Annotated in this window: 22 protein-coding genes; 5 read left to right on the forward strand and 17 right to left on the reverse strand. The window is 66.6% G+C overall.

What is annotated here, in order from left to right; all coding sequences use genetic code 11:
• Positions 1 to 88: 88 nt before the first annotated feature.
• Together ACOYJQ_RS11645 and ACOYJQ_RS11650 are read left to right on the forward strand one after the other, a co-directional pair.
• Entirely contained in the window at positions 89 to 1,177 is a 1,089-nt protein-coding gene (locus ACOYJQ_RS11645) for an enoyl-CoA hydratase/isomerase family protein (RefSeq protein ID WP_433458612.1), read from the forward strand.
• A gap of 163 nt (positions 1,178 to 1,340) precedes the next feature.
• Positions 1,341 to 2,099, forward strand: coding sequence for a sulfite exporter TauE/SafE family protein (locus ACOYJQ_RS11650; protein ID WP_433458613.1), 759 nt, complete (start codon positions 1,341 to 1,343; stop codon positions 2,097 to 2,099).
• 241 nt (positions 2,100 to 2,340) lie between these two features.
• On the opposite strand, the gene ACOYJQ_RS11655 is transcribed toward ACOYJQ_RS11650, so the two are convergent.
• From ACOYJQ_RS11655 to ACOYJQ_RS11680, 6 genes are all read right to left on the reverse strand, one after another.
• Positions 2,341 to 2,697 carry a tRNA-binding protein gene (locus ACOYJQ_RS11655; RefSeq protein ID WP_433458614.1) on the reverse strand — a complete coding sequence of 119 codons (357 nt, stop codon included), beginning with the start codon at positions 2,695 to 2,697 and terminating at the stop codon, positions 2,341 to 2,343.
• A gap of 198 nt (positions 2,698 to 2,895) precedes the next feature.
• Complete coding sequence (locus ACOYJQ_RS11660) at positions 2,896 to 6,048, reverse strand: multidrug efflux RND transporter permease subunit (protein ID WP_433458616.1); 3,153 nt, start codon at positions 6,046 to 6,048, stop codon at positions 2,896 to 2,898.
• 11 nt (positions 6,049 to 6,059) lie between these two features.
• On the reverse strand, positions 6,060 to 7,271 hold the full coding sequence (locus ACOYJQ_RS11665) for an efflux RND transporter periplasmic adaptor subunit (protein WP_433458617.1): 1,212 nt from the start codon (positions 7,269 to 7,271) through the stop codon (positions 6,060 to 6,062).
• 202 nt (positions 7,272 to 7,473) lie between these two features.
• Positions 7,474 to 8,079 (reverse strand): TetR/AcrR family transcriptional regulator, encoded by a 606-nt coding sequence (locus ACOYJQ_RS11670; protein ID WP_433458618.1) that lies wholly within the window; start codon positions 8,077 to 8,079, stop codon positions 7,474 to 7,476.
• A gap of 159 nt (positions 8,080 to 8,238) precedes the next feature.
• Entirely contained in the window at positions 8,239 to 8,664 is a 426-nt protein-coding gene (gene cueR, locus ACOYJQ_RS11675; RefSeq protein WP_433458619.1) for a Cu(I)-responsive transcriptional regulator, read from the reverse strand.
• On the reverse strand, positions 8,661 to 11,162 hold the full coding sequence (locus ACOYJQ_RS11680; protein WP_433458848.1) for a heavy metal translocating P-type ATPase: 2,502 nt from the start codon (positions 11,160 to 11,162) through the stop codon (positions 8,661 to 8,663). The genes cueR and ACOYJQ_RS11680 overlap by 4 nt, the downstream gene beginning before the upstream one ends.
• 172 nt (positions 11,163 to 11,334) lie before the next feature.
• Between ACOYJQ_RS11680 and ACOYJQ_RS11685 the strand changes: the two genes are divergently transcribed.
• Positions 11,335 to 11,532 carry a heavy-metal-associated domain-containing protein gene (locus tag ACOYJQ_RS11685; RefSeq protein WP_433458620.1) on the forward strand — a complete coding sequence of 66 codons (198 nt, stop codon included), beginning with the start codon at positions 11,335 to 11,337 and terminating at the stop codon, positions 11,530 to 11,532.
• Between the two features lie 16 nt (positions 11,533 to 11,548).
• Here ACOYJQ_RS11685 and ACOYJQ_RS11690 read toward each other — a convergent pair whose 3' ends face one another.
• From ACOYJQ_RS11690 to ACOYJQ_RS11700, 3 genes are all read right to left on the reverse strand, one after another.
• Positions 11,549 to 11,734: a hypothetical protein gene (locus ACOYJQ_RS11690; RefSeq protein WP_433458621.1), complete on the reverse strand. Its 186-nt coding sequence runs from the start codon at positions 11,732 to 11,734 to the stop codon at positions 11,549 to 11,551.
• A 138-nt stretch (positions 11,735 to 11,872) separates the two neighbouring features.
• Positions 11,873 to 12,100, reverse strand: coding sequence for a hypothetical protein (locus ACOYJQ_RS11695; RefSeq protein WP_433458622.1), 228 nt, complete (start codon positions 12,098 to 12,100; stop codon positions 11,873 to 11,875).
• 6 nt (positions 12,101 to 12,106) lie between these two features.
• Positions 12,107 to 12,595: a type III secretion system chaperone gene (locus ACOYJQ_RS11700; protein ID WP_433458624.1), complete on the reverse strand. Its 489-nt coding sequence runs from the start codon at positions 12,593 to 12,595 to the stop codon at positions 12,107 to 12,109.
• A 490-nt stretch (positions 12,596 to 13,085) separates the two neighbouring features.
• Here ACOYJQ_RS11700 and ACOYJQ_RS11705 point away from each other — a divergent pair, with 490 nt between their 5' ends.
• Positions 13,086 to 13,556, forward strand: coding sequence for a group III truncated hemoglobin (locus tag ACOYJQ_RS11705; RefSeq protein WP_433458626.1), 471 nt, complete (start codon positions 13,086 to 13,088; stop codon positions 13,554 to 13,556).
• Between the two features lie 11 nt (positions 13,557 to 13,567).
• Here the strand turns inward: ACOYJQ_RS11705 and ACOYJQ_RS11710 are convergent, their stop codons facing one another.
• From ACOYJQ_RS11710 to ACOYJQ_RS11725, 4 genes are read right to left on the reverse strand one after another with little or no spacing between them, the layout of a single operon-like run.
• Positions 13,568 to 13,789, reverse strand: coding sequence for an alkylphosphonate utilization protein (locus ACOYJQ_RS11710; RefSeq protein WP_433458628.1), 222 nt, complete (start codon positions 13,787 to 13,789; stop codon positions 13,568 to 13,570).
• Entirely contained in the window at positions 13,786 to 14,796 is a 1,011-nt protein-coding gene (locus ACOYJQ_RS11715; RefSeq protein WP_433458849.1) for an Hsp33 family molecular chaperone, read from the reverse strand. The genes ACOYJQ_RS11710 and ACOYJQ_RS11715 overlap by 4 nt, the downstream gene beginning before the upstream one ends.
• 2 nt (positions 14,797 to 14,798) lie before the next feature.
• Positions 14,799 to 15,773: an ornithine carbamoyltransferase gene (argF, locus tag ACOYJQ_RS11720; RefSeq protein WP_433458630.1), complete on the reverse strand. Its 975-nt coding sequence runs from the start codon at positions 15,771 to 15,773 to the stop codon at positions 14,799 to 14,801.
• The gene (locus ACOYJQ_RS11725) at positions 15,770 to 16,996 is read right to left on the reverse strand and encodes an aspartate aminotransferase family protein (protein ID WP_433458631.1); all 1,227 of its coding nucleotides are present in this window, start codon (positions 16,994 to 16,996) and stop codon (positions 15,770 to 15,772) included. Before ACOYJQ_RS11725 ends, argF begins: the two co-directional genes overlap by 4 nt.
• Before the next feature lie 520 nt (positions 16,997 to 17,516).
• On the opposite strand from ACOYJQ_RS11725, the gene ACOYJQ_RS11730 reads away from it, so the two are divergent.
• Positions 17,517 to 18,119 carry a GcrA family cell cycle regulator gene (locus ACOYJQ_RS11730; RefSeq protein ID WP_433458850.1) on the forward strand — a complete coding sequence of 201 codons (603 nt, stop codon included), beginning with the start codon at positions 17,517 to 17,519 and terminating at the stop codon, positions 18,117 to 18,119.
• 110 nt (positions 18,120 to 18,229) lie between these two features.
• On the opposite strand, the gene phoB is transcribed toward ACOYJQ_RS11730, so the two are convergent.
• The 4 genes from phoB to pstA form a co-directional block, all read right to left on the reverse strand.
• Positions 18,230 to 18,934, reverse strand: coding sequence for a phosphate regulon transcriptional regulator PhoB (gene phoB, locus ACOYJQ_RS11735; RefSeq protein WP_433458633.1), 705 nt, complete (start codon positions 18,932 to 18,934; stop codon positions 18,230 to 18,232).
• Positions 18,935 to 19,260: 326 nt separating this feature from the next.
• The gene (phoU, locus tag ACOYJQ_RS11740; protein WP_433458635.1) at positions 19,261 to 19,971 is read right to left on the reverse strand and encodes a phosphate signaling complex protein PhoU; all 711 of its coding nucleotides are present in this window, start codon (positions 19,969 to 19,971) and stop codon (positions 19,261 to 19,263) included.
• A gap of 65 nt (positions 19,972 to 20,036) precedes the next feature.
• A complete protein-coding gene (gene pstB / locus ACOYJQ_RS11745) occupies positions 20,037 to 20,846 on the reverse strand; it encodes a phosphate ABC transporter ATP-binding protein PstB (protein WP_433458636.1) in 810 nt (269 codons plus the stop codon).
• Positions 20,843 to 21,682 (reverse strand): phosphate ABC transporter permease PstA, encoded by an 840-nt coding sequence (pstA, locus tag ACOYJQ_RS11750; protein WP_433458638.1) that lies wholly within the window; start codon positions 21,680 to 21,682, stop codon positions 20,843 to 20,845. Before pstA ends, pstB begins: the two co-directional genes overlap by 4 nt.
• Position 21,683 lies beyond the last annotated feature (1 nt).

Raw genomic sequence — 21,683 nt, forward strand, 5'->3', positions numbered from 1 at the left:
TTTCCCCATAGGCGCGCGCGATGATCCGTGCGATGTGCTGAATGCGGGACAGTCACCGGAAACCGACACGTCAATCACGGATATCGACATGCCTTTCACGGACAACAATCAGGCCGACGCCCTGGTGCAGATCGGCCGCTCGGGAACGCTCGGACGCATCCATCTCAACCGCCCCAAGGCGCTCAACAGCCTGACGCTCGACATGGTGCGCCTCATCGCCGGCGCGCTCGACCGTTTCGAGACCGACGCGCAGGTCGCGGCCGTGCTCATCACGGGCGAGGGCGAGCGCGCCTTCTGCGCCGGCGGCGACATCCGCGCCCTCTATGACGGCGGACCGGAGAACAGCGCGGCGGGCCGCCTGTTCTGGCGCGAGGAATATGTCGTCAACGCGCGCATCCGGCGCTACGCGAAACCGTATGTCGCCTTGATGGACGGGATCGTGATGGGCGGCGGCGTCGGGGTGTCGGCGCACGGCAGCCACCGCGTCGTGACCGACCGCACGCGGCTCGCCATGCCGGAGACCGGCATCGGCTTCTTCCCCGACGTCGGCGGCACCTGGCTGCTGTCGCGCGGGCGGGCCGGCGCGGGGCGCAGCGAGATCGGCACCTATCTCGCGCTCACCGGCGAGCAGATCGGCGGCGCGGACGCCATTCACGCCGGCCTCGCCGATCATTTCGTGCCGGCCGGCGGCTTGCCCACGCTTGTCGAGCGCCTCTCCGCCCTCCCCGCCTCGGCGGACGCCGCCGTCGTCGCGCAAGTCATCGAGACCGTGACGGCGCCGGCCGAACCCGGCCCGGTGGAGCGGAACGCGGCCACGATCGATGCTGCTTTCGCCTTCGACACCGTGGAAGAGATCTTCGCCGCCCTCGCGGCATCGGGCGACGACTTCGCGCGGAAGACGCTGGCGACCCTGCAAACGCGCTCGCCCACCAGTCTCAAGCTGGCGCTCCGGTTGCTGCGCCTCGCGCGCGAGGACGCAACCCTCGAACAGACGCTCGAGCGCGAATACGCGGCCGGCGCGGCGGTGCTCGCCGGCCGGGACTTCTACGAGGGCGTGCGCGCCGCCATCATCGACAAGGACCGCAACCCGCAATGGCAGCCCGCAACCCTCGACGCCGTGGCTGACAGCGACCTCGACCGCTATTTCGCGCCGGCGCCCGAGCGGGTGTTCGCCTGAGCGAAAGCATGCCGGACCGGCGGACAATCGCTTCTTGCCCGTCGGGGATTTCGGGAGCATTGTCGTCGGCCTTGTGATTCCATACAGATGATTCCATCCGGTCGCGGTCGCCTTGCGGCATGGGCCGGGCGCCCCTTCCGGCAGCGTTTTCAGGATCGACAGCATGCCGCAGGACGGCCTGTTCTTGCTTGCGGCGGGTGTCGCCGCGTTTCTGGTCGGGCTGTCGAAGGGCGGCCTGCCGCTGATCGGCATGTTGTCCGTGCCCCTGCTGGCGCTGACCATACCGGCGTTTCAGGCGGCGACGCTGCTGTTGCCGGTCTTCGTCTTCGCGGACGTGATCAGCATCTGGCTCTACCGCCGCCATTTCAGCCGCCGCAATCTCGCGATCCTGGTGCCCGCCGGCCTGCTCGGCGTCCTGATCGGGTTCATGACCGTCGCCGTGATCCCGGACGCCGCCGTGGCGCTGCTCGTGGGCGCGGTCGGCCTGGTGTTTTCGATGAACGCATGGCGCAAGCGGGGCGTCCAACTGCCGCCGCGTCCGGCGGACGTGCCGCGCGGCCTGCTGTGGGGCGCCGCCGCCGGCTTCACCAGCTTCCTGTCTCACGCCGGCGGCCCGCCCTACCAGATCTACGTGCTGCCGCAAAAGCTCGACAAGCTCACCTTCGTCGGCACGACCACCATCGTCTTTGCCGCGATCAACGCCGCCAAGGTCGTTCCGTTCCAGGTACTGTCACCGCTGACAGGGGATCAGTGGCGGATGGTGGCCGGCCTGCTGCCCGTCGCCGCTCTCGGCGCGCTCACCGGCCGGCGCGCGCTGAACGTCATCCCGGAAAGGACGTTCTACGCCCTTGTCGAGGCAGGGCTGTTCATCGTCTCGCTGATGCTCTGCTACACCGCGATCAGGGAGTTTTCCGGCGGATAGAGCGGCGTGCATTCAAGCGGAATCGTCACGCCGCTCTAAATTCCATATTTTACCGCAACTTGCGTTCAAATCGATCAATCGACTTGAACGCAAACTGCTCTGGAGCGGCGTGCATTCAAGCAAAATCGTCACGCCGCTCTAAATTCTATATTTTACCGCAACTTGCGTTCAAATCGATGGATCGATTTGAACGCAAACTGCTCTGGAGCGGCGTGCATTCAAGCGGAAACGCGGCGTCCCGTCAGAAAACCACCTTGCCGGGCGCGACCGCCGAGCGGGGGCTGAGCAGCACGACATTGCCTTCCGCGTTCTGCGCGCCCAGAATCAGCACCTGCGACTGGAAACCGGCGATGTTGCGCGGCGGGAAGTTGGCGACGCACGCCACCTGCGTGCCGACGAGATCCTCGGCGGCATAGCTCGTGATCTGCGCGCTCGACCAGCGGATGCCGAGATCGCCCAGATCGACGGCGACCTTGTAGGAGGGATTGCGCGCGCGGGGAAACGGCTGCACCTCGACGATCCGCCCGACGCGAATGTCGAGCCTGGCGAAATCGTCGTATGTCACCTCGGCCTTCGCCGGCTGCGCCGTCTCCGTCATTCCATCCCCCGGACCGATTCATCGCGAAAACATGGAGCATAGCCATGTTTCGCCAAAACGCAAAAATCCTCCATCTTCCTGATTTGCCGCATTTTCTTCATGCAAGGCGACCCCCAGGCAAAAACAGACCCCGGCAGCCTGCGCCACCGGGGTCATAAATCCTGGACGATCGCCAAATCCTGGACGATCGCAACGCAATCACTCGGCCGGCGCGGGCTCCGTGTGGCCCTCGCCGGCGCCCGGAGCGCCCTCCTGTTTCCGGCCTCCGCCGAACAGGCGCATGACGCCCACAAAAAACACCGGCACGAAGAAGATGGCGAGGACGGTGGCCGAAATCATACCGCCCATCACGCCCGTGCCGATGGCCTGCTGGCTACCGGCGCTCGCGCCCGAGGCGATGGCGAGCGGCAGCACGCCGAGCGTGAAGGCGATGGACGTCATGAGGATCGGCCGGAAGCGCAGATGCGCCGCCTCCAGCGTCGAATCCACCAGTGACCGGCCTTCCGCATAGAGGTCCTTGGCGAATTCCACGATCAGAATGGCGTTCTTCGCCGACAGGCCGATGATGGCGATGAGGCCGACCTTGAAGTACACGTCGTTGGGCATGTCGCGCAGCAGCACCGCCGCGACGGAACCGATCACGCCGAGCGGCACCACCAGCATCACCGCAAACGGAATCGACCAGCTCTCATAAAGCGCGGCGAGGAACAGGAACACCACGAGGCAGCTCAGCGCCAGCAGGAACGGCACCTGCGAGCCGGACTGGATTTCCTGCAACGATTGCCCCGTCCATTCGTAACCGAAGCCGTCCGGCAACTCGCCCGCCAGCCGCTGCATCTCGGTGATGGCGTCGCCGGAGGAGAAGCCCGGCGCGGCCTCGCCCGCGATGCGTATCGACGGATAGCCGTTGTAGCCGACGACCATCGCCGGCCCCTTCTTCCACTCCGCGGAGGCGAAGGAGGAAAGAGGCACCATGCCGCCGCCGGCGTTGCGCACGTTGATGGCCAGCAGGTCGGAGAGCTGCTTGCGCCTGTCCTGATCGGCCTGCACCGTCACCCGCTGCATGCGGCCCACGTTGGGGAAGTCGTTGACGTAGGACGAGCCGAGATTGGTCGAGATGGCGTGATTGATGTCGGCGAAGGTCACGCCGAACGTGTTCGCCTTCTCGCGGTCGATGGTGATGCTCACCTGCGCCGCATCCGGCAGGCCCTCGATGCGCAGGCCGGTGAGCACCGGGCTCTTCGCCGCCGCCGCCATGAGCTGATCGCGCGCGCCGGCAAGCGCCTCCTGCCCCAGCCCGCCGCGGTCCTGAAGGCGGAACGAGAAGCCGCTCGCGGTGCCCAGGCCCTGAATGGGCGGCGGCGACAGGGCGAAGGCGATCGCGTCGCGCAGGCCGAACATCTGCATGTTCGCCCGCATCGCGATTTCCGCCGCCGAATTGCCCGGCCCGCGTTCCGACCAGTCCTTCAGCGTGGCGAAAGCCAGCGCCGCGTTCTGCCCGGCGCCGTCGAAGCTGAAGCCGTTGATCATGACGAGGTTCTCGACCGCGTCTTCCCTGGCGAAGATGCCCTCGACGGTTTCGATGACCTCGCGCATGCGGTTGCTCGTCGCTTCCGGCGGCCCCTGCATGCTGACGATGATGTAGCCCTGGTCCTCGTTCGGCAGGAACGCCGACGGCAGCTTGACGAACAGGTAGCCCAGGCCCCCGACCAGGATCAGATAGACGAGCATCACCCGCACGACCCGGCGCACGAGAAAGCCGACGATCCCCGTGTAACCATGCGTGAGGCGATCGAACGTGCGGTTGAACCAGCCGAAGAAGCCGCGCTTCTCATCGTGGTGGCCCTTCGGCACCTGCTTGAGGAAGCTTGCGCACAGCGCCGGCGTCAGCGACAGCGCCAGCAGCGCCGAGAACAGGATCGACACCACCATGGTGAGACTGAACTGGCGATAGATGACGCCGACCGCGCCGGGGAAGAAGGCCATCGGCACGAACACCGCCGTGAGCACCAGCGTGATGCCGATGATCGCACCGGTGATCTGCTTCATCGCCTTGCGGGTCGCCTCGCGCGGCGGCAGCCCTTCCTCCGACATGATGCGCTCGACGTTCTCCACCACGACGATGGCGTCGTCGACGAGAATGCCGATGGCGAGCACCATGGCGAACATGGTCAGCACGTTGATGGAGAAGCCCGTCACCAGCATGATGGCGCAGGTGCCCAGCAACGCGATCGGCACGACGATGATCGGGATGAGCGTGTAGCGGAAGTTCTGGAGGAACAGGAACATCACCACGAACACGAGCCCAACCGCCTCGAGCAGCGTGTGGAACACCTTCTCGATGGAGACGGCGACGAAAGGCGCGGTGTCGTAGGGAATGTCCCACTTGAGGTTGGCGGGGAAGAACTGCGCCAGCTCCGTCATGCGCGCGTGGATCGCCTCCGACGTGGCGAGCGCGTTGGCGGTCGAGGTCAGCTGCACGCCGATGGCGGCGCTCGGCTTGCCGTTCAGACGCGAGGTGACGTTGTAATCCTCGCCTCCCACCTCGACGCGCGCGACGTCGCGCAGACGCACGGACGAACCGTCCGGGTTGGCGCGCAGCACGATGGCGCCGAACTCCTCCGGCGAGGTCAACTGCCCCGTCACGAGAACGGTGGCGGAGATCGTCTGGTCGATGGGGTTGGGCTGCGCGCCGATGCGCCCGGCCGCCACCTGCGCGTTCTGCGCCTGGATCGCGGTCGTGATGTCGCTCGTCGTGAGCTTGAGCCCGATCATCTTCTCGGGATCGATCCAGATGCGCATCGCCCGCTCGGCGGCGAAGAGCTGCGCCTTGCCGACGCCCGGCACGCGGCGGATCTCGCTCAGCACGTTGCGGGTGAGGAAGTCGCCGAGGCCGATGGCGTCCGTCGTGCCGTCGACGGAGGTCAGCGTGATGACGAGGAGGAAGCCGGCCCCCGCCTCCTCGACGTTGATGCCCTGCTGGGAAACGGCCTGCGGCAGGCGCGGCTCGACACGGCGCACCCTGTTCTGCACCTCGGTCGAGGCGAAGTTGACGTCCGTGCCCGGCTGGAAGGTCGCCGTGATCTCGACGCTGCCGTTGCTGTCGGAAGTCGACTCGAAATAGAGAAGACCCTGAACGCCGTTCAGTTCTTCCTCGATCAGCCGCGTGACGCTCTGGTAGATCTCGTTGGGCGACGCACCCGGATAGGCAGTCGTGATCGAGATCTGCGGCGGGGCGACGTTGGGATATTGCGCGATCGGCAGCAGCGGAATGGCGAGCGCGCCGGCGAGAACGAGGAAGATCGCCACGACCCAGGCGAAGACCGGGCGATCGATGAAGAAACTGGGCATGCCGGTGCTCCCTATTCGCCGCTTTTCACGGCTGCGGGCGCGGTCGCGGCCGTCGTCTCCGCGCGGGGTTTCCAGTCGGCGGGCGCCACCGGCGCGCCGGGGCGGATCTTCTGGAAGCCCTCGACGATCACCCGGTCTCCCGGCTTCAGGCCCTCGGAAATCACCCAGCGGTCGCCGATGACCCGGCCCGCCCGCACGGGACGCACCTCGGCGACGTTGTTCGCGCCCACGACATAGACGAGCGCCTGCCCGCCGGTATCGCGCTGCACGGCCTGCTGCGGCACGGCGACGGCGCCCTGCTCCACACCCTGCTCGATGCGGATGCGCACGTACATGCCCGGCAACAGTTCGCCGTCGGGATTGGGGAACTGACCGCGCATCGTCACCTGGCCGGTCGTCGCGTCGACGGTCGCCTCCGAGAACAGCAGCCGCCCGACATGCCGATAGGGCGTGCCGTCGTCGTACAGCAGATGCACGGGCGCCTCGCTCTCGTTGCCGCCCAGCACCTCGCCCCGCTGCGCCGCGCGGCGCAGGTTCAGAAGATCGTTCACGGACTGCGTGAAATCCGCGTAGATGGGATCGAGTTCCTGAATGGTCGCCAGGATGTCGCCCACGCCGGTGCCGACCAGCGCGCCCTCGGTGATGCGGGCGCGGCCGATGCGGCCGCTGATCGGCGCGGTGACGTTCGTGTATTGCAGATTGAGCTGCGCCGTGGCGAGCGCGGCCTTCGCCGCCGCGACATCCGCGTTCGCCTGCGCGAGCGCGGCGACGCTGTTCTCGAGCGCCTGCGTGCTCGTGACGTTGCGGGCCTGCAACTCCTTGCTGCGGTCGGCCTGCTGGCGGGCCTGCAACTGCGTGGCCTCGGCGCGCGCCAGCGTCGCCCGCGCGCTTTCCACCTGAAGGCGGAAGGGCTCGGGATCGATGCGGTAGAGCACGTCTCCCTCGTTCACATGCCCGCCCTGCGTGAACACGCGCTCGACGACGATGCCCGAAACGCGCGGACGCACCTCGGCGATACGGGTCGGCGTGATGCGTCCCGGCAATTCGTTGGTGATGGGAATGGCCTCGGCCTGCACCGTGACGACGCCCACCTGCGGCGGCGGCATCGCCGGCGGCCCGCCCGCCGATTGCCCGTTGCCTTCGTCAGTGCAGGCGGCAAGCGCGGCGGCCGTCAGCAGGGACATCCCGACGAAAAGAGCCCGTAGAGAGGATGGGATCTGCATTCACAATTCCTGCCGTAATTCCTGGATATCGAAACCCGCCTGAGCCTTCCGGCTCAGGAACTACCATGAGACGGCCCCGCCGCCAACGTGTCATACCAGAAAACGGATACCGTTCTTCCGGGTAAATTTGCTGTAAAAACAAATAGACAGGGCGAAATTCCGCATTTGCGCCGAATGCGTTTCGCCCCCGGATGCGTTCACCCTACGGGTCGTTCTTCTCAGCTGCGGCGGCAGGCGGCGGATGCGCCTGCGCACCCGCGGGCGCCTGCGACGACAACCACCCGATATCGGCCAGCAACTGATCCCACTCCTCGCCCTGCCACGGCTGAAAGCCGAACATTTCGAGCTGCGCCAGCCCTTCGGTTGCCAGAAAGGCGAGCAGCGCGCCGCGCGGGCTGGCCGATGTCCGGCGCAGATCGCCGATGATGGCCGCGAACAGATCCTGCACCGGCCGCCGCAACACCGCATCCTGCGCCATCGCCGCGCAAAGGCTCGTCGTCGCCGTGCGATCCTCTTCCGACAGCGCCCGCACGCCCTCGATCCGCGCGCGGATATACGCATCGGGCGACGACAGGCCGAAACGCGCCTTCAGATCGTCTATCTTGCGGCAATGGTTGTCGATGTCCCGCGCGATGAGCGCGCCGACAAGCTGCTGCTTGCTCTTGAAATCGTAAAGAACGCTCGCCTTGCTGATGCCCGCCTGCCGCGCGACGGCCTCAAGCGTCAGCCGCCCGGCGCCGTCGCGCAGGACAACGGCCTGCGCTGCGTCGAGCACCTGATCGCGCGTGATCGTCCTGTGACGGGCCATGAGAGTCCACATTCATTTCCGACCGGTTGGTTATTATTCCATCGCACACCGGAGTCAAGCGCCCGCGCGGCGCGGAAAGTGCGGACGGGCACGTCGCGATATCGCCGTAGAATTGGGGCTGCAATGCGTTCGTTTTCCGCGCGCGGCCGGCATGATCACTCAGATGTGATGCGGCCGGACGCCTTGCGGGGCCTCCGCCCCCTCCGACAGCTCGGCGATGATGGGACAATGCGGGCGTCCGTCGCCGTGGCAGTTGTTCGCCAGATGGCGCAGGGTATCGGCCATCTGTTGCAGTTCGCGCATGCGGGCTTCGAGTTCGGCGATATGGTCGAGCGCCACCCGCTTGACATCGGCGCTGGCGCGCGCGCGATCCCGCCAGAGGGCGAGCAGCGTTTCGATGCGGGCGAGGGAAAAGCCGAGATCGCGCGCCCGGCGGATGAAGCGCAGCGTATGCACGTCCGCGTCCTCATAGACGCGATAGCCCGACCGCGTGCGCGCGACGCCGTCGATCAGGCCGATGGCCTCGTAATAGCGGATCATCTTGGCCGACACGCCCGACGCCCGCGCGGCCTCGCCGATGTTCATGGCCGGGCCTCCGGCCGCGTCACCTCCATCGGGCCGTGAAAGCGGCGCAACCGCAGCGCGTTGGTGAGCACGAACACGCTGGAGAGCGCCATCGCGCCCGCCGCCAGCATCGGCGACAGCAGCGTGCCGTTGACGGGATAGAGCAGACCCGCCGCCACCGGAATGAGCGCGGCGTTGTAGGCGAAGGCCCAGAACAGGTTCTGCCCGATGTTGCGCATCGTCGCCCGCGACAGCGCGACGGCGTTGACGACGCCGCGCAGATCGCCCGACATCAGCACCACGTCGGCGCTCTCGATGGCCACATCCGTGCCGGTTCCCACCGCGATGCCGACATCCGCCGCGGCGAGAGCGGGCGCGTCGTTGATGCCGTCGCCCACGAAGGCCAGCGCCCCGCCGGCCGACAGGCGGCGAACGACGTCGACCTTGCCCTCCGGCAGCACCTCCGCCTCCACCGTGTCGATGCCGAGCCGGCGCGCGATCGCCGCCGCCGTGCGGCGGTTGTCGCCCGTGACCATGACGACCTTCAGCCCGAGATCGTGCAGCGCCCCGATGGCGGCCGGCGTCGTCGGCTTCACCGGATCGGCCACGGCGGCGATGGCGGCGAGGCGCCCGCCGACCGCCGCATAGAGCGGCGTGCGCCCTTCGTCGCCGAGCCGGGCCGCCTCTCCGGCGAAGGGCGCGGGATCGAGGCCGAGCCGGCGCATGAAGCGATCCGCCCCGACATCCACCCGCACGCCGCCGACCGCGCCGGTGATGCCGTAGCCGGGCACGGCCTCGACCGTTTCCGGCGCCGGTACTTCCAGCCCGCGCGCCCGTGCCGCCGCCACGATGGCCTGCCCGACGGGATGCTCCGAGCGTCCCTCGACGGCGGCGACGAGCGCCAGCACCTCGCCCTCGGAAAAGCCCGCGCTCACCGTGAAATCGGTGAGTTCGGGCCGCCCTTCGGTCAGCGTGCCCGTCTTGTCGACGGCGATCGCCGTGATGTCGCGCAGGCGCTGGAGCGCGTCGCCCTTGCGGAACAGGACGCCGAGCTCCGCCGCCCGCCCGGTGCCGACCATGATGGATGTCGGCGTCGCGAGCCCCATGGCGCAAGGGCAGGCGATGATCAGCACCGCCACCGCGTTGACCAGCGCGTAGGTGAGCGACGGCGCGGGGCCGAACGCAAGCCACGCCGCGAAGGTCAGCAGCGCGGCCGCGAAGACCGCCGGCACGAACCATGCGGTGATACGGTCCACCAGCGCCTGCACGGGCAGCTTGGCGCCTTGCGCCTCCTCCACGAGGCGGATGATCTGCGCCAGCACCGTCTCCGCCCCCACCCGCGTCGCGCGGAAGGAGAAGGTGCCGGCGCCATTGACCGTGCCGCCGACGACCGCCGCACCGCGCCCCTTGGCGACGGGCACCGGCTCCCCGGTGATCATGGATTCGTCGACGAAGGATTCGCCCTCGACCACCTCGCCGTCGACGGCGATGCGCTCGCCCGGCCGCACGATGACGATATCGCCGGGCGCGACGTCGCCGATATCGACCTCCACCGTCTCGCCGCCGCGCGACACATGCGCCGTTCGCGGCCGCAGGCCCACCAGCCGGCGGATCGCATCGCTGGTGCGCCCCTTGGCGCGCGCCTCCAGATAGCGCCCGGCGAGGATCAGCGTGACGATGACCGCCGCCGCCTCATAATAGACATGCACCGTGCCGGCCGGGAGCACGCCCGGCAGGAAGGTCGCGACCGCCGAATAAGCCCAGGCCGCGCCCGCGCCCACCGCCACGAGCGCATTCATGTCCGGCGCGCCGCGCAGCAACGCCGGGACGCCGATGGCGAAAAAGCGCCGGCCGGGGCCGAACAGCGCCGCGGTGGTCAGCGCGAACTGGCCGTACCAGTTCCATGGCCCGAGCGCGCCGGCAAGCCAGTGATGGAATGCGGGCACGAGATGCGCGCCCATCTCCGCGATGAAAACCGGCAGCGTGAGCGCGGCGGCAATCGCCACCGCGCGCCGCAGCGTCGCGATCTCCGCCTCGCGCGCCGCGCGCTCCCGGTCGCCGCCGTCGGCCGGCGTCAGCGCCCGCGCCTCATAACCCGCGCGGCGGACGGCCGCTTCGATCGCGCCGGGAGCCACAGCGCCCACCGCCGCCGTCACGCTGGCGCGCTCCGTCGCGAGGTTCACCGCCGCGGCGATCACACCCGGCACCGCCTTGATGGCGCTCTCGACGCGCAGCACGCACGACGCGCAGCTCATGCCCGCGATGGAGAAGCCGAGCGTCTCCTGCCGCACGTCATAGCCCGCCGCCCGCACCGCATCGACGACGGCGCCGACATCCGGCGTGCCGGCAAAGCTGACGCTCGCCCGCTCCGTCGCCAGGCTGGCGCTCGCATCCGCCACCCCCGGCGCAGAGCGGATGGCCTTTTCCACCCGGCTGACGCACGACGCGCAGCTCATGCCCTCGACGGACAACTGCAACGTCGTTCCCCGTGCGGGCGCTTGCGGGGCATCGGCGGCCATCACTGCATCATTCATGATCGGACCTGCTATGCAATCGGCGTCGCACGGCGGCGACATCGCATCTTCCATAGACCTTCCCATGATGGCAAGGTCAAGCGCAGCCGCGACCCGTTGACCTTGCCATCATGGGAAGGTCTATCATGCACGCGACTCGCAGAAAGGAGAAGGCAGGATGCCGACGTTGAAAGTACCGACCATGAAATGTGAGGGCTGCGCCGCCACGATCGAAAAGGCGATCAGGGACATCGATCCGCAGGCGACGATAACGGTCGACCTCGCGGCCAGGACGGTTGCCGTGGAGTCGGCGGCCGACGCGCGGGCGCTGTCGCAAGCCGTCCGCGCGGCGGGATACGAGAACGGGCCGGCGTGATCGCCCTGCCGTTGCGTTACTGCGGATTCTCGCGCCGCTCACCGTAAAAGGCGTCCTGCCGCACCAGACGAGGCTGCGCCTCAAGAGGCGGCAGATCGTCTTCCGCCGCGACCGCCCACACCCGCTCGTTGAGCGGCGTCGGATTGTCGGCAACTGCCGTCCTGCCGGGAGGGGGGGCCAGCGGATCGGAATTTTCCGTCACCCCGCGCCCATGAAAACCGCTGGTCGCCGGGGATGAGGCGGGCCCCGCATTGGAAACTGGAGCCTGCACGCCGGCGGGATCCTGAATGCCGGGAGAAATGCGAAAAGAAGAATTATAATCAGACATACCTCAAACCTTTCAGGTCAAAAATAGTTGTAAAATGAAATATTCGCCCGTGAAAAACGACTTCGGCTCATTATTCGGGAACGAAAACGAGCGCCATCCGACAAGGAATATAGCTACATAAAAAACACCACCCGCAACCGCCGGGTCGCCGCCCATCAACGCATATGGGAAAGTGCTAAACAGCGGCACCGACGATGGCGCAATTGCTACAATACTATGAAATATGTAATGTTCCGTCAAGCAGTCTCATATCCTCACAAAACCGGTGGCGGCCGGAGCATCGCCCCCGAACGGCGCGGATGCGCCGTCGCCGCGATGAAGAATGTCGAAGAGCGACCCTTTCAGGAACTCGATCCTGTCCACCGCTGATTTGAGCGCCTCCTGAAACCGCTCCTGCGTGAGCCCCGCGAGCGGCACACGATCGGACCATACGATCCGCCCGGAAGCTTCATCGAAAGTCAATGCGCCGTCGCCGCAAAAAACGGAAAGATGCCCCTCTCCCGCAAGGCGGCGAAAGAAACTCTCGCCCGCATGCGGCGTTACGGCGCAGACCGGCCCATAGAGCAGGAACGCGTCGCGCGCGCCGTCGTAAAGAATGCTGAGCGCATGATCATCGAAAAGCAGGCCGATGAAGCCGCGCTCTCCGAAGGACAGCCCCGGCAAACCGATATAGTCGCCGAACCCCGAAAGAAGCGCTTCCGCATCCAGAGAAACCGCCACCCGCACTTCACTCATTACATCGCCCCTGACCGCACGATCGACCCGCCGCCGCAGAACCAGAAGCAACGAAGCCGAACAACCCGATGTCGCACCCGGATAAAAGCAAAAACGCACACCCGACCACGCAATACATGAACACGCTCAATTACAGCCATAAAACAGGACACACTTTTTACTTGCAAAAAGCTTCCGCATTAAATATTTATTTTGATATTATGGCAATGTACATTCATATGTTACCATGAAAATGATGCAAGTCAACCGCCATAACTGCCCGGGCGGTCGTCGTGAAACTGCAACATGCGACAGATATGCGACATTCTTGCGCTTTCATCACCGCGACAACAAGCTTATAGTTCCGCCTCGCGATAATGTCCGCGCATGAGCGGGTATTGGAGCGGCGTGACGATTCCGCTCGAATGCACGCCGCTCTGAATTCCATATTTTACTGCAATTTGCGTTCAGATCGATCGACCTGCACGCAAACTGCTCCGGAGAGGCAGGCATGGAAGAATCCGCAGCACGCAGGGCGCAGATCGTGGCCGAAATCACGGCGGCCACCGGAATCGACGATGGCATGATCGAGCGCCTTGTCGGCACGTTCTATGCGCGCGTCCGTGAAGATGCCGTTCTCGGCCCCGTGTTCGAGGCCCATGTCACGGATTGGGATGTCCATCTTGCGCAGATGCGTCTGTTCTGGTCGTCGGTGACGCTCATGAGCGGGCGCTATCACGGCCGCCCGATGCCCAAGCACCTGAACCTGCCCGTGGACGCGCGCCACTTCGACCACTGGCTGCGGCTTTTCGAAGCGACTGCACGGGAGGTCTGCCCGCCCGCCGCGGCCGATTACTTTCTGGAGCGCGCACGGCGCATCGCGAGCCATCTGGAATATGGCGTCGCCACGCGCCACGGCGCCAGCCTCGCGCCCGGCGAGCGTTTCGTCAATCCGGCCCTGCCCGCCGGGCAGGTGGCCTGACCGGCCGGCGATCACGCCTTCTTGACGAATTCCGTCTTGAGCACGAGCCCCTTTACCTGCTTCGTGTTCGCCTCGATTTCACCGGGCTTGCCGGTCAGCCGGACGTTCTTGACCAGCGTGCCGCGCTTCAGCGTCTCCGAAGTGCCCTTGACCTTGAGGTCCTTGATCAGCGTCACCGAGTCACCGTCCGCCAGCGGCGTGCCGTTGCTGTCCTTGACGATATCGTCGCTCACTGCGTATTTCCCTCCGATATGCCCGTTTCGATGCCGATTTCGGCCGGGTCGATGTCGTAATGGCGCGAGCAGAACTCGCAGGTGACGCCGATGCGCCCGTCCTCGCCCACCATGGCCCGCCTGTCGTCGTCGTCGAAGCGCGACAGCGTGGCGAGGATGCGGTCGCGATCGCAGCGGCAGGCTTCCCGCACCGGCTGCGCCTCGAACACGCGCACGCCCCGCTCGTGGAACAGCCGGTACAGCAGCCGCTCGCTCGACACCGTGGAATCGATCAGTTCATGATCCTCCACCGTTTCGGCCAGCAGATGCGCCTCCCGCCAGCGGTCATCGGCATCCTCGTCCTGCGCCTCCGTGGAAGCCCGCGCGGCGCCCGCGCCGGTCGGCGGCAGGAACTGCACCATCACGCCGCCGGCGCGATAACCGGTGCGGCGCGCCTCGCCCGCACCGGACGTCTCCTCGCCCACCGCGAGCCGCACATGCGTCGGAATCTGTTCGGACTGGCGAAAATACGTATGCGCCGCCGCCTCGAAGTCGTCCCCCTCGAGAGCGACGATGCCCTGATAGCGCGACATGGCCGCGCCCTGATCGATGGTGAGCGCGAGATGGCCGGAGCCGAGCAGCGCGCCGGTGCCGGTTTCGCCCGCCGCTTCCGCCGCCGCGAGGCGCTCGGCGTCGAACGTCGCGCAGGCGCGCAGCCTGTCGGGCGTGTCGAAATCGACCACGACCATGCCGACCGGCCCGTCGGAGCGCGTCTGCAACTGAAACTGCCCCTCGAACTTCAGCGCCGATCCGAGCAGCACCGCCAGCGCCGCGGCCTCTCCCACCACGCGCGACACCGCGGGCGGATAACCGTGGCGCGACAGGATGAGATCGATCGACGGCCCGAGCCGCACAGCGCGCCCGCGCACATCGAGCCCTTCGACGGCGAACGGCAGCACGCTGTCATCCGCGCCCTCGGCAGGCCCCGCGTGGAAGCCGTCCCGCACGCGCTCCTGTCCGCTCGCCACGCTCACCGCCCTCCGTCGGCGGCCGGCGCGGTGACGCCGAAGCACCAGGCCAGAACGCCCTTTTGCGCGTGCAGACGATTCTCGGCCTCATCGAACACGACCGACTGCGGCCCGTCCATCACCGCATCCGTCACTTCCTCGCCGCGATGGGCCGGCAGACAATGCATGAAGATCGCATCCTTGCCGGCGGCCGCCATCAGCCTCTCATTGACCTGATAGGGACGCAGCAGATTGTGGCGATAGCGCTCGTCGTCGTCGCCCATCGACACCCAGCAATCGGTGACGACGGCATCCGCCCCCTTCACCGCCTCGAACGGATCATCGGTCACGAGCACCTCGGCGCCCTGCCCCCCCGCCCATTTGACGAGATCCGCGCGCGGCGCAAGCCCGGGCGGCGTCGCCACCGCGATGCGGAAGTCGAGCCGCGCGGCGGCCTGAATCCACGATGTCAACACATTGTTGGAATCGCCGGTCCACGCCACCGTGCGCCCCTTGATGGGGCCGCGGTGCTCCTCGAAAGTCATCACATCCGCCATGATCTGGCAGGGATGCGACAGCTTGGTGAGGCCGTTGATCACCGGAACCGAGGCATATTCCGCCAGTTCGAGCATCGCGGCGTGATCGAGAATGCGGATCATGATCGCATCGACGAAACGCGACAGCACGCGCGCCGTATCGGGGATCGACTCCCCCCGGCCGAGCTGCATCTCGGCGCCGGTCAGCATGATCGGCTCGCCGCCGAGCTCCCGGAAACCGACATCGAAGGAGACGCGCGTGCGGGTGGAGGGCTTGTCGAAGATCATCGCCAGCACCTTGCCGGCCAGCGGGCGGCTGGCCTGCGGCCCGCCTTTCACGCGCCCCGCCTTGATGGCGGCGCCGAGATCGAGCACCGCGCGCACCTCTTCGCCCGAGAAATCGCCGAGATCGAGAAAATGCCGCACCTTCCGGCCTTCCGTGGCTCCGTTGCCGTTACTCATCCTGCCTGTCTTTCGTCTGCTTTTCCTGCGTCCGGTTCCGCCTGAAGAGTTTGCGCCCGAAACGTCTGCGCCACTTCGCCGAGCCCCGCGACGGCCTCTCCGATCTCCGCCTCGCCGATGATGAGCGGCGGCAGCAAGCGCACCACGTTATCCCCCGCCGCGATCACGACAAGCCGGCGCGCAAGCGCTGCCTTGACGAACTCCGTGTTCGGCACCTTGAGCTTGAGGCCGAGCATCAGCCCCTCGCCGCGCACATCCTCGAACACGTCGGGAAAGGCGTCCTTCAGTTCCGCGAGCCGCTGGCGGAAGAGGCCGGCCTTCTCCTGCACGCCCTCCAGGAAGCCGGGCGCGAGGATCTCGTCGAGCACGGCGTTGCCCACCGCCGCCGCCAGCGGATTGCCGCCGAAGGTGGTGCCGTGGGTGCCGAGCGTCATGCCCTTCGACGCCTCGCGCGTCGCGAGGCTCGCGCCCAGCGGGAAACCGCCGCCGATGCCCTTGGCGATGGCCACGATGTCCGGCGTGACGCCGGCCCATTCGTGGGCGAAAAGCTTGCCCGTGCGGCCGATACCGCATTGCACCTCGTCGAGGACCAGCAGCAGGCCGTTATCGTCGGCGATCTGGCGCAACCGGCGCAGGTCCTGCGGCGGCACGGCGCGAATGCCGCCCTCGCCCTGCACGGGCTCGATGAGAATGCCGGCGGTCTCGGGCCCGATCGCGGCGGCGAGCGCATCCCAATCGCCGAACGGCACCTGATCGAAACCCTCGACCTTCGGTCCGAAGCCCTCAAGGTATTTCTGCTGGCCGCCGGCCGCGATCGTGGCCAGCGTCCGCCCGTGAAAAGCGCCCTCGAAGGTGACGAGACGGAAGCGCTCGGGATGGCCGTTCGCGGCATGATACTTGCGCGCGGTCTTGATCGCGCATTCCAGCGCCTCCGCGCCGGAATTGGTGAAGAACACCGTATCGGCGAAGCTTGCGTCGACAAGCCGTTGCGCGAGGCGCTCCGCCTGCGGGTTCCGGAACAGGTTCGAGATGTGCCACAGCTTGCCGCCCTGCGCGCCGAGCGCAGCCAGCAATCCGGGGTGGTTATAGCCCAGCGCATTGACGCCGATGCCCGACCCCAGATCGAGATATCGCTGACCGTCGCGCGCCACGAGCCATACGCCCTCCCCGGTCTCGAAAACGACGTCGGCCCGCGCATAGGTTGGCAGAAGAGGCGATGTCAAGGCACCATACTCCAGAGAAGGCAGGCCGCGCGCGAAAGGCCGCCAGACGGCGCACGCGCCCCGGAAAACCCGCCGCCCGCGCCGGCCACCCGGCGACGGAAAACGGAAAAGCCGCCCCACAGGGCGGCAACTCCCTAGTATCTTATGATCGATGCCGCAGACATTCAAGTATAAACTCCGCCGCGCCCCGCCGTCGGCGCTCGCGGCGAAAAATTGCGAATTTCGCGCCATCGCCTTGATATCGCCCGCATTCACAGCATTCTTCGCGGCGTTCAAGGATTTGTTTACGATCTCTCCTGTGGGAAATTGCGCGCCAATCGACGCATGACTCTTGCCGGAGAGTCGCAGCATATTGTAGTTTCCCGCGTGAGAGCCACGGAATATCGTCCGGCTGCCTCTTCCAGCGTTTCCCATGAGGTGAACGTTGCGTCCGGCAATGAGTCGTTTGCCGGCGAAATGAGGGATTCCGTTTGGGCATCGAGGGATTCCCCGCGGGGCGTGGCGAGATGGAGCATGAATGATGAGCGATCCCGGCAACACCTGGACTGACGAGCGCGTCGAGCAACTGCGCAAGCTTTGGAGCGACGGGTTGAGCGCCAGCCAGATTGCGACGGAAATCGGCGGCGTCAGCCGCAATGCGGTGATCGGCAAGGTTCATCGTCTTGGCCTGTCGGGCCGCGCGAAGGCGCCGGCGGCGCAGACCGTCCGCGCGCCGCGCAAGCCGCCGCAGGCTGCCGAGCCGCTCGCGCCCGCCCCGCGCCAGGTTCCGCCGGCGGCCATCGTTCCTCCCGCCCCGGCGCCGCAGCCCATGGCGCCGACCTTCGGCAACGCCGCGCTCGCGGCCGCGCCGCTGGCCGTGGAACCGGATGAGGATCCCGTCCGCAGCCCGGCCGCCGATCTCGTGCCGGTCACGCGCGAGAATGTCGTTGTGCCGATTTCCGAGCGTGTCACCATCATGGATTTGCGCGAGTACATGTGCCGCTGGCCGGTGGGCGATCCCACGTCGCCGAATTTCCGCTTCTGCGGCGCGCGGGCGGTGATCGGCATGCCCTATTGCGCGCATCACGCCAGCATCGCCTACCAGCCCGTTCTCGATCGCCGCCGGGACCGCAAGCGCGCCTGAGCCGGGGCCGCCCCATCACGGCAAAAGAAGAAAGCCGCCGGACGATCCGGCGGCTTTTGCATGAGCCCGCACCGGGCAAAATCCTTCCGGCGGGACGGTCGCAAAGCGCTCTACTCGGCGCGCGCGAATGTCTCGTCGAAAGCATAGCCCGCGCCGCGCACGGTGCGGATCGGATCGGGGCTGCGGGCGCGGTTGATGGCCTTGCGCAACCGTCCGACATGCACATCCACCGTGCGCTCGTCGATATAGACATCGTGGCCCCATACGCCATCGAGCAATTGCTCGCGGGTGAAGACGCGGCCGGGGCTCTGCATCAGGAACTCGAGCAGCTTGAACTCGGTCGGCCCCAGGTGCAACTCGCGGCCGTTGCGGCGCACGCGCCGGGTTTCCCGGTCGAGCTCGATGTCGCCCGCCAGCAGCAGTGTCGCCACATGACCAGGCTTCGTGCGCCGCAGCAGCGCGCGCACGCGCGCCAGCAGTTCCGGCACGGAGAAAGGCTTGACGACGTAATCGTCGGCGCCCGTGGCGAGTCCCCTCACCCGTTCGCCCTCCTCGCCGCGCGCCGTCAGCATGATGATCGGCAGGCGTTCGGTGTCGCCGCGCGCACGCACGCGCCGGCACAGCTCGATGCCGGAGAGGCCCGGCAACATCCAGTCCAGCAGAACCAGGTCGGGAACCTGCTCCCGGAGCCGGATCTCCGCTTCGTCGCCGCGTCCGACACTGTCGACGAAGTAGCCTTCGGCTTCGAGGTTGTAACGAAGAAGCAGCGCCAGCGGCTCTTCGTCCTCCACGATGAGAATGCGTGGTCCTACCATGATATCCTCGTGGAACCGCCCGCAACCATTGCGAGACATCGAATCTTCACGTGCTCAGGCTACACTGTCCTCATCGGCAATTCGGCGGAGGTTGTCGCGCGGAGACGCCGCGCAACGCGAGCAACCCCTTCGGACCGTTCTCCGAAAGGATCATGTGCGCTTGCGGCATATGAGGATGACCGGTGCATCGCCCGAGCTGTCCATCTTTCCCTGTACGTTCCACCTGACCCCTCGGGACGGCGCATCCCGCGAGGCTGCGCAAGCAGAGCCCGCCTTGACGGCGCACGGCCCCGGAGCGCCGTGGGGTACTCCGGGACCTGCCGCCTTCAGAGCGTTGCGGTCGTGGCGAAGCTCGTGGTGTCGCCCTTGGGGCGCTCACCCGCAAGCGTCTCGCCCGTGGTCAGGAAGTAGATCGTCTCGGCGATGTTGGTCGTGTGGTCGCCGATGCGCTCGATGTTCTTGGCAAGGAACAACAGATGCGTGCAGAACGTGATGTTGCGCGTGTCTTCCATCATATAGGTGAGAAGCTCGCGGAACACCGAGTTGTAGAGCGCGTCGATACGGTCGTCGCCGTTCCAGACGTCGAGCGCCTTCTTTTCGTCGCGCTGGGCATAGGCGTCGAGAACGTCCTTGAGCTGCGCCTGCACGAGATCGCTCATGTGCTGGACGCCGACGACGATCTTGGCCGGCTGCAACTCGCTGCTGATGGCCAGGACGCGCTTCGCCGTGTTCTTCGCCAGATCGCCGATACGCTCGACATCTCCGGCCACGCGGATGGCCGAGACGATATCCCGCAGATCGACCGCGACCGGCTGGCGGCGGGCGATGGTGGACACCGCAAGATCCTCGATCTCGCGTTGCAGGTTGTCGAGACGCACGTCGGCATCGATGACCTGTTGGGCGAGGGCGACGTCGCGGCGCACCAGCGCGCGCGTGGAATCATCCAGTTGCTTCTCGGCAATGCCCCCCATCTCGGCGATCTTGCTGCGCAAGAGTTCGAGATCGGCGTCGAAGGAAGTTACAATATGTTCGGCCATCACCAAATATCCCTGTCTGAAGGCGGCACGGGCGATGCGGCGCACCGCCCGGTCCATACGCCCGATCAGCCGAAGCGGCCCGTGATGTAGTCCTGCGTGCGCTTGTCCTGCGGCGCGGTGAAGATCTTCGTCGTTTCCGCGAATTCCACCAGCTCGCCCAGATACATGAACGCCGTGAACTGCGACACGCGCGCCGCCTGCTGCATGTTATGCGTCACGATGGCGATCGTGTAGTCTTCCTTCAGCTCGTCGATCAGCTCCTCGACTTTGGACGTCGAGATCGGATCGAGCGCCGAGCACGGCTCGTCGAACAGGATGACCTCGGGCTTCACGGCAACGGTGCGGGCGATGCACAGGCGCTGCTGCTGGCCGCCCGAAAGGCTCTGGCCGGAAGCGTTGAGCTTGTCCTTGACCTCGTCCCAGATGGCGGCGCGGCGCAGGGAGGATTCGACGCGCTCGTCCATTTCCGCCTTGCTCAGGCTTTCGTAGAGGCGGACGCCGAAGGCGATGTTGTCGTAGATCGACATCGGAAACGGCGTCGGCTTCTGGAACACCATGCCGACCTTGGCGCGCAGGGCGTTCAGGTCCTGGTTGGGAACGAGCACGTTCTGCCCGTCCACCAGCACCTCGCCCTCGGCCCGCTGGCCGGGGTAAAGATCGTACATGCGGTTCAGGACGCGCAGCAGCGTCGACTTGCCGCAACCCGAGGGGCCGATGAAGGCGGTGACGATCCGGTCGTACAGCGGCAGATTGATGCCCTTCAGCGCCAGCGTGCTGCCGTAGTAGAACTTCAGATTGCGAACCGAAACCTTTTCGGTGAGGGGGCCGGCGGGGATCGCCGGCGGCACCGGTTGCGTGGCGCTCTGGGTGGTCATTTCTTCTTCCTCGTGGAGAGAGCGCGAGCCGAAATGCTCATCGCAAGAACCGTAAAGGTGATAAGCAGGGCGCCCGTCCATGCAAGCTGCTGCATGTTCTCGTCAGGCGTCTTGGTGAAGTTGTAGATCACGACCGGCAGGCTGGCGATCGGCTGCGTCATGTCCCAGCTCAGGAAGTTGTTGCTGAGCGCGGTGAACAGCAGCGGCGCGGTTTCGCCGCTCACCCGCGCCACCGCCAGCAGGACGCCGGTGACGATGCCCGCGAGCGCCGCCTTGTAGGCGACCTGACGGATCACGATCGAGCGCGGCAGCCCCAGCGCGGTCGCGGCCTCGCGCAACTGGCCGGGCACGAGCAGCAGCATGTCCTCGGTCGTGCGCACCACGACGGGGATCACGATCACGGCCAGCGCCGCAGCGCCCGCCCAGCCCGAGAAGCCCCCGAACGGCGCCACCAGAACCTCGTAGATGAACAGGCCGATGACGATCGACGGCGCGGAAAGCAGGATGTCGTTGATGAAGCGCACGACGTTCGTCAGCTTGTCGTAGCGGCCGTATTCCGCCATGTATGTGCCGGCGAGCACGCCGAGCGGCGTGCCGATGAGCACGGCGACGAAGGTCATCATGATGGAGCCGATGATGGCGTTCAACAGGCCGCCGCCGACGGAGCCCATGCTCGGCGTGATTTCCGTGAACACGGCGGCGGACAGGCCGGAGAAGCCTTCCCACACCAGCACGCCCAGGATCAGCAGCAGCCACAGGATGCCGAACAGCGCGGCGGACGTGCAAAGGCCCATGGTGATGCTGTTTTTGCGCTTGCGCGCGGCATAAGTGACCATG

Origin of the sequence: Pseudochelatococcus sp. (genome assembly GCF_050946405.1) — a bacterium.
GTDB lineage: Bacteria > Pseudomonadota > Alphaproteobacteria > Rhizobiales > Beijerinckiaceae > Pseudochelatococcus.